The organism is Halorubrum sp. SD690R (genome assembly GCF_005435035.1).
In the GTDB taxonomy this organism is placed as follows: domain Archaea; phylum Halobacteriota; class Halobacteria; order Halobacteriales; family Haloferacaceae; genus Halorubrum; species Halorubrum ezzemoulense.
This window is the reverse complement of record NZ_SGTV01000007.1, coordinates 150,456-156,565: the sequence shown is the minus strand read 5'-3', so window position 1 is coordinate 156,565 and position 6,110 is coordinate 150,456. Positions and strand designations below refer to the sequence as shown.

The following is a 6,110-nucleotide window of genomic DNA, read 5'->3' as shown; positions in this document are numbered from 1 at the left end:
CCACGAGAATTCTTCAGCAATCGTAGCAGCATAGCTAAAGTCAGCATCATCACAACGGTGAACGTAATTGCGATAATAAGGGTTCCTGTACCGATCATGCCTGTTTTCAAGTGTACAACCTGAATAATACATCGGCTCAAAGATCCCTCTGGGACTGCGCGGGCCGATCAGTTCGCAGTTCCCATCGACCGGCTGTTTCAGGTGATAATGTATCTGAAGAAGAGGATTTTAACAAAGCCTATTCTTCCTCTCTGGATGTCCGGAACGATTCTTTGAGCGCATTTCGAAGAATACTGTTATCTAACTCATTTTCTTCAATACCAGTACTGGTTGCTCGAAATCCGATTCTCTCATCATTCAGAAAGGCAACAATGAGCGGGTATAGTTCCTGTGCATCCCTTTCTATGTCCTGAATCTCGTCCAGCTCCTCTATCATATCATACGATACCTCACCGCTGTCAACTTTTTCTGGGTCTAGGCCAATCCACGTGGCTATTGCTCGGTCGTCCTCGTTAGTATAGTGGCGGATAACTTGGTAGAAATCGAATGGATCTTCCGGACGTATACCGCGCTGAACGATAGATTCTGTCTCCTCGTATCCTCGTTCGCGTATTTTCTTGTCGAGATCTGCGAATTTTGTGGTATCGTAGACCCTCTCCAAGAGCATATCTCGTTTCTGCCCAACCACCCGAAGCCTCGAATTTTCACGACCGTTTTCGTTATCCTTGCTCATTTTGTATTGCTATTCTAAAATTACAAGTGGTAGATACTAAATTGGTCCCCGTATCTGCTACGCTCGCAGAACAGCATACAACAATACCGGAGAGTCGTGCGGTCGGCACGCAGACATACTGAACGGGTGACTCACCCCGTACTGACGTCGAAGGAAAGGAACATATCGGTTCCACCTTCTGAAGCTGTGACCGTAACATTGAGATAGTTGGTCTCATCTTCAGTTGGGTCTATTAGTGTAGTTCTTCGACGAGCGCAGCAACCGCCTCGTCGACGAGATCGCTGTCAAGGCGACCTTGCCAGAAGTCGATATCCTCGTGGTCGATCGATTGTACTCCCCACGGGACAATCTGACTCTCATCCGGGGTCCCACCACGAAGCCAACTCTCACCAGGAACGTCGATCAGGCCGTCCATCCAGGATTTCGACGTCAACGTGAGCGCAATATACTGCTCCCCGTGGAACGGACGGCCTTTATGATTCAGGAGAATGAGCCAGGGCCGAGCAGCTTCCTCGCCTTTGAACGGATCATCCCCGTAGACGACGTCGCCACGCTCGAAAATTGGTCTCTCTCCGTCGGTCACTATTCGTCCTCGACGCTCGGATGCGGTTCCTCGGGTGCGTGTTCGCGCCAGGACTCCTTGTCCTCTGTACCGAGTCGCTGGTTGAACAGGGCGGTCGCCCGTTCGTACCCGCTGTATCCGTCGAGTCGCTCCGTGTCGTCGGTTATCGCCCAGTACGTCGCTTTGTGTTCAACGAGATCGCGGCCCTTCAGTCTCGAGAGCGCGGTGCTGACCGCGCCCTCATCGAGACCGATCTGAGAGGCGATCTCGCGAGCCTTGAACGCGCGATCATCGTTGGCGGCGAGAAATCCGAGGACCTGATCCGGGACGGAGAGTTCCTCGAGTTCGTCCTCGCTCGTCTTCTCGAAGGTATCCCGGTCGATGGACATTATTGAGCAGAAATACGGTGTCAACCGTAATGAGAGTTAGGTGTGAAAGTGGTGAAAACGCTGAAGGAGATACTTCGTCCGTAGACTCGTCGAAGCAGTTCGAGAATCGTAGACATTGAGACGGCCAGTCTTAACTACTGTATAGGTCGAGAAGTTTTGCAGTTTCGGAGGATAAGCTAGTTCCAAGTCGAATTAGCATCAATTCGTGGTGATTTGGAGCGTTCTGGGATCAATTTTGAATCATTACTCTCGAACTACCAGACGAGCGTATGAAATTGCGTGAATTTTGGCGCTGCTGAATAGGGTTGTCACTCTCGAACGGCAGACTCAGCGAGGTCTCAGCCGGTTAGTCGTGCGGAATCAACGCTGACATGACGGGTTTCGATTGCCCGACGCTCTCCTTGTCGACGGCCACGGCGGTTTCTTTCCCGATGTTCTCGGTCGGAGCGGATACGCAAAGAACGCACTCAAAAGTCCCGCAACTCACGACGACGTACAACGCGGGCGACCTCCACGACGACCACCCTGTTCGGTTCACCAATGAGGGGCTACGACTCGACCACAAGCCCGAGAACACTATTGAGTGGTATGTCAAGATTCCGCACCACGAGGACTATTACCTCTGGATGCCAGCCCAACCGAACCCCGAACAGCGGGACTGGTTGGAAGCGTTGAACGCTGGTGATGCGGAAATGGGCGGGGGTCGGCTGTTCGAGCGAGAGGGGACGTGGTTCCTCCACGCCACCGCTACTCGCGACGTTGAGGAAACTTCTGAGGTGTCCGCCGAAGAACGGACGCCCATCGGAGTGGACATCGGGGAAGCATCACTCGTCACGGTGTGTCACCGCGACGATCACGGTTCTCCGACCGCACCTGAACTGTGGGCCGACGAAGGGAAGACGGTTCGTCAGCTCCCTAAGAGCTACTTCACCGCCAAGCGCCGACTCCAGACGCGCGGAAGCGAGCGTATCGTGGAGTCGTTCGGTGGCGACCTATGGAAACAGATCGACGACGTGTTCCACCGCGTCACCCGCGAAGTCGTGGAGTACGCCGAATCCGTCAAGAATCCTGTTCTCGTTCTGGAAGATCTGACGTACATTCGGGAGTCGATGGACTACGGTGAGTTCATGAACCGGCGTCTCCACGGATGGGGGTTCGCCAAACTCCACGCGCAGATACGCTACAAGGCCGTCGAGAAGGGGATCCCCGTTGACACGGTGAATCCGCGTAACACGTCGAAGGAGTGCTACGGGTGCGGTGAAGTGGGATACTGCCCGCGACAGTCGACGTTCAAGTGTACGAACGACGCTTGCTGGATGGGCGAGTACCATGCGGACGTGAACGGCGCGACAAACATCGCAGACCGCTACCTCAGCGGAGGGAGCCATTCGAGAGAACACAGAGATGACGATGACTCGACTGAGGATGGGGGGCGTTTGACCGCCCCACAAGACACCCAAGCCGATGCTGAAACCCAGCAAGGGACGCGTAGAACGAATGCGTCTTGAAACCGCAGGGCCGCTCTCGGCCTGAAATCCCGTGGTGGGATTCCCGCGTCTTCAGGCGGGGGAGAAGGTCAATGGAGCGCGTCGCCTGTATCGAGCCAGCGAAAAGGATCCAGTGCTCGGTCAGTGCCCCATCGCGCCACCGAGGGGCTGGTAATGCGGGAACATCGGATGTGGGAGGTGAACACCGAGTGCCATCAATCCGTGCGCAAGCAGCACGTACCCCAGCACGACGAACACCACACCGAGTAGCCGATGAACGCGTCGCCGGTGGGCGACGTCGATCGATTGGATAATCGTCCCATAGAGGAAAACTGCCGGAATCGTCCCGATGCCAAGGGCACCGAGAGCGATTCCCCCTGTGGTCGGGGAGCCGCTCGCGAAGGCGAACAGATACGCGGGATACAGCATCGGGCAGGGGAGAAACGCGTGGACGGCTCCCAGCCCGACAATACTCGGGCTGTTCACGTGTCGGTGAACTCTCGCTGCGAGCCACGACGTAACGCGCTGGACGCCAGGGATGCGAATATCGCCTCCGCTTCCACCGATGACGTACCGAACGCCCGTCGCCACAATGAACCCTCCGACCGCAAGACCGACAACACCTCGCAGGAGATCGGCGATCGGTGTCAGCTGGTCAGCGGTAACGAATACGACGCTCCCGAGCGCGCCGAAGACGGCCCCGAGAATCGCGTACGTCGTCGCCCGGCCGACGTTGAACAGGAAATGCTGGCGAACCTCGTAGGTCGTGAGATGACCGGCACGCCCGTCGTTGGCTGTCACCGTTCCGCCATCGGGCTGCGGCGTCATTTGTTTCGAGTACATCGTCACAAGTGGACCACACATCCCGATACAGTGTGCGCCGCCGAGCACGCCGATGAGGACGAAGAGGACGACGTCAATCCGGAGGAGCGACTCGATCATAGTCGTTCTCGGTTGCGTGCGGATTTGTATCGTCTGGTGTACCTCTCGAATAAGACTGTATGGATGATGTCGAGTGAAAAGAACGCATCAAGATGGCTTTGTTGAAATCCTATTCTTCAAACATTTTTTTCGCATGAAATAGTCGATTGATGAGAGCCCCAAAGCGACCGTATCTCGGCTTGTGACAGGAACTATGCTCGCAGGAACGGTCCGTCAAACATGGTCTTCGTACCTGATGAGCTCCCGGATCAACTCTTAGTTGATTACGAAAACGCGACCGTGTATGGGGATTTGGAACAAGAGAAGGTGCTTCACCAAGGCAAGGTTCATGTTCTCCCAAACGGGTGGGTTGCGTTGCCCACTGACCGACTCCTGTCTCCTGAAGCGGTACACCACATCGATCCATAGAGATCCGGTACTGAGCGATCAGGGTTGTGAAACTATCAACCGTTGAGTATTTCAACAGAGCCACACGACTAACCCGCTGAGATCTCGCTGGGTCCGCCGCTCAAGAGTGACAACCGTATCCAGCAGCGCCAAAATCCACACAATTTCGTACGCTCGTCTGGCAGTTCGAGAGTAATGATTCAAAATTGATCTTGGAACGCTGAGAATCACCACGAATTGATGCTAATTCGACCTGAAACTGGCCTATCCTCCGAAACTGTGGGAAACGTGTTGGCAAGACAAATCGGGGACTGTTTCGGCCACAGAAGTACGTTGGAACAATTAATTTCGAGCCCAGTTAGGTCAGGATATGAGCTGGACCCGTCGTAGAGTGCTCGCGTCCATGGCTGGTGTATGTGGGGCCTCCGGATGCCTTGCCTCCCCTGACCGATCACTGCCGACAGCACCGACCAGTGGATGGAACCAGTCACGATGTGATGCCCAGAAAACGGCTACATCCGATGTCACAGTCCCTGAACGCGGAGATCTAGCGTGGGGCGGTGGCAGTGGCCAGATGCTGTCGGTAGTGGCTGATCAGACCGTGTATACTGTTGACGATGACGATGGCCTTACCGCACTCAATGCCCAAACCGGCGAGCACAGGTGGCAAACAGCCCTCGATCACGACCTTGACGATACGGAACCGGTTGGTGTCTCAGGAGGCATCATCAATGATCAGTTGTTAGTTGCGACCCGGGGGAGACTCTATTCGTTCAGTACTGCCGACGGCAATGAGCGGTGGCAACGAAAGCTTCCGGGGCATGTATCTTCGATATCGACGACGGTCGTCCCAGATCGACAGATCGGGCTGATTGATTTTACGCACGGTCAGAAGTACTACATTATCGCCGTTACGGCCGAGTCAGGCGAGACCAAATGGCGAGATTCTGTACTGCGAGGCGGCGGACGTGGACTAGCAGTATTTGACGATCACGTATATGTTACTGGAACATCTAAGAAAGGTGAAGAAGTTCTACGCTGTCTTGAAATAGACACCGGGGAGTTGATCTGGCAGCAAGGAATCGCAGATACTGACCGCTATTCGACGCATGTCTGTGTGACGAGTGGTGTCCTAATCGGTGAGGGAGCCGATATTACTGTCTATGATCATAGCGACGGAAAGCAGAGAGCATCTGTAGAGTTTCCGCACGGACGGGTTCGCAGTATCGCCGTTGACGATGGTACCGCTTTCGTGCTTTCCGAATCCGGTCTCGCAGCGGTATCGGTGCCAGACGGCGGCAGGCAGTGGTCTCTGTCGAGAAATCCGACCCGACATTTTGTCCGCGGCCCACTCGCAGTTGGGCGCGAAAGCGTCGTCGCACCAGTGTTCATGGAATCGCTTGGTTGTCCAGCAGTCGTTGCGTTTGAGCGGATCGATGGAACACGGCGTTGGCACTATACTCTCGGTGACGACTTTGCGTGTGGAACGATCTGGTCTCAACCAGTCCTCGCCGACGGAGCAGTGTTTATCGATACCAGCCCGCATACTGTGACTGCTCTTGGAGATCTTTCCCAGCAGGATTGACTCTCTGTGGCTCTGTTGAAATCCC

The 6,110-nt window shown here is 55.0% G+C and carries 5 protein-coding genes and 1 pseudogene; 2 read left to right on the top strand and 4 right to left on the bottom strand.

Going from position 1 to position 6,110, the window contains the following annotated elements:
* Positions 1-238 precede the first annotated feature (238 nt).
* The 3 genes from EXE41_RS06555 to EXE41_RS06545 form a co-directional block, all read right to left on the bottom strand.
* Positions 239-733 (bottom strand): hypothetical protein, encoded by a 495-nt coding sequence (locus EXE41_RS06555; RefSeq protein ID WP_137690595.1) that lies wholly within the window; start codon positions 731-733, stop codon positions 239-241.
* 232 nt (positions 734-965) lie between these two features.
* On the bottom strand, positions 966-1,316 hold the full coding sequence (locus EXE41_RS06550) for a type II toxin-antitoxin system PemK/MazF family toxin (RefSeq protein ID WP_099289180.1): 351 nt from the start codon (positions 1,314-1,316) through the stop codon (positions 966-968).
* On the bottom strand, positions 1,316-1,684 hold the full coding sequence (locus tag EXE41_RS06545; protein ID WP_049933409.1) for a helix-turn-helix domain-containing protein: 369 nt from the start codon (positions 1,682-1,684) through the stop codon (positions 1,316-1,318). Before EXE41_RS06545 ends, EXE41_RS06550 begins: the two co-directional genes overlap by 1 nt.
* Positions 1,685-2,129: 445 nt before the next feature.
* Here EXE41_RS06545 and EXE41_RS06540 point away from each other — a divergent pair.
* Positions 2,130-3,192 (top strand): annotated as a pseudogene (locus EXE41_RS06540) (RNA-guided endonuclease TnpB family protein); the annotation flags it as partial.
* A gap of 120 nt (positions 3,193-3,312) precedes the next feature.
* Here the strand turns inward: EXE41_RS06540 and EXE41_RS06535 are convergent.
* Positions 3,313-4,113: a sulfite exporter TauE/SafE family protein gene (locus EXE41_RS06535; protein ID WP_049933407.1), complete on the bottom strand. Its 801-nt coding sequence runs from the start codon at positions 4,111-4,113 to the stop codon at positions 3,313-3,315.
* A 961-nt stretch (positions 4,114-5,074) separates the two neighbouring features.
* On the opposite strand from EXE41_RS06535, the gene EXE41_RS06525 reads away from it, so the two are divergent.
* On the top strand, positions 5,075-6,085 hold the full coding sequence (locus tag EXE41_RS06525; RefSeq protein ID WP_158294398.1) for a PQQ-binding-like beta-propeller repeat protein: 1,011 nt from the start codon (positions 5,075-5,077) through the stop codon (positions 6,083-6,085).
* The last annotated feature ends 25 nt before the right edge of the window (positions 6,086-6,110 follow it).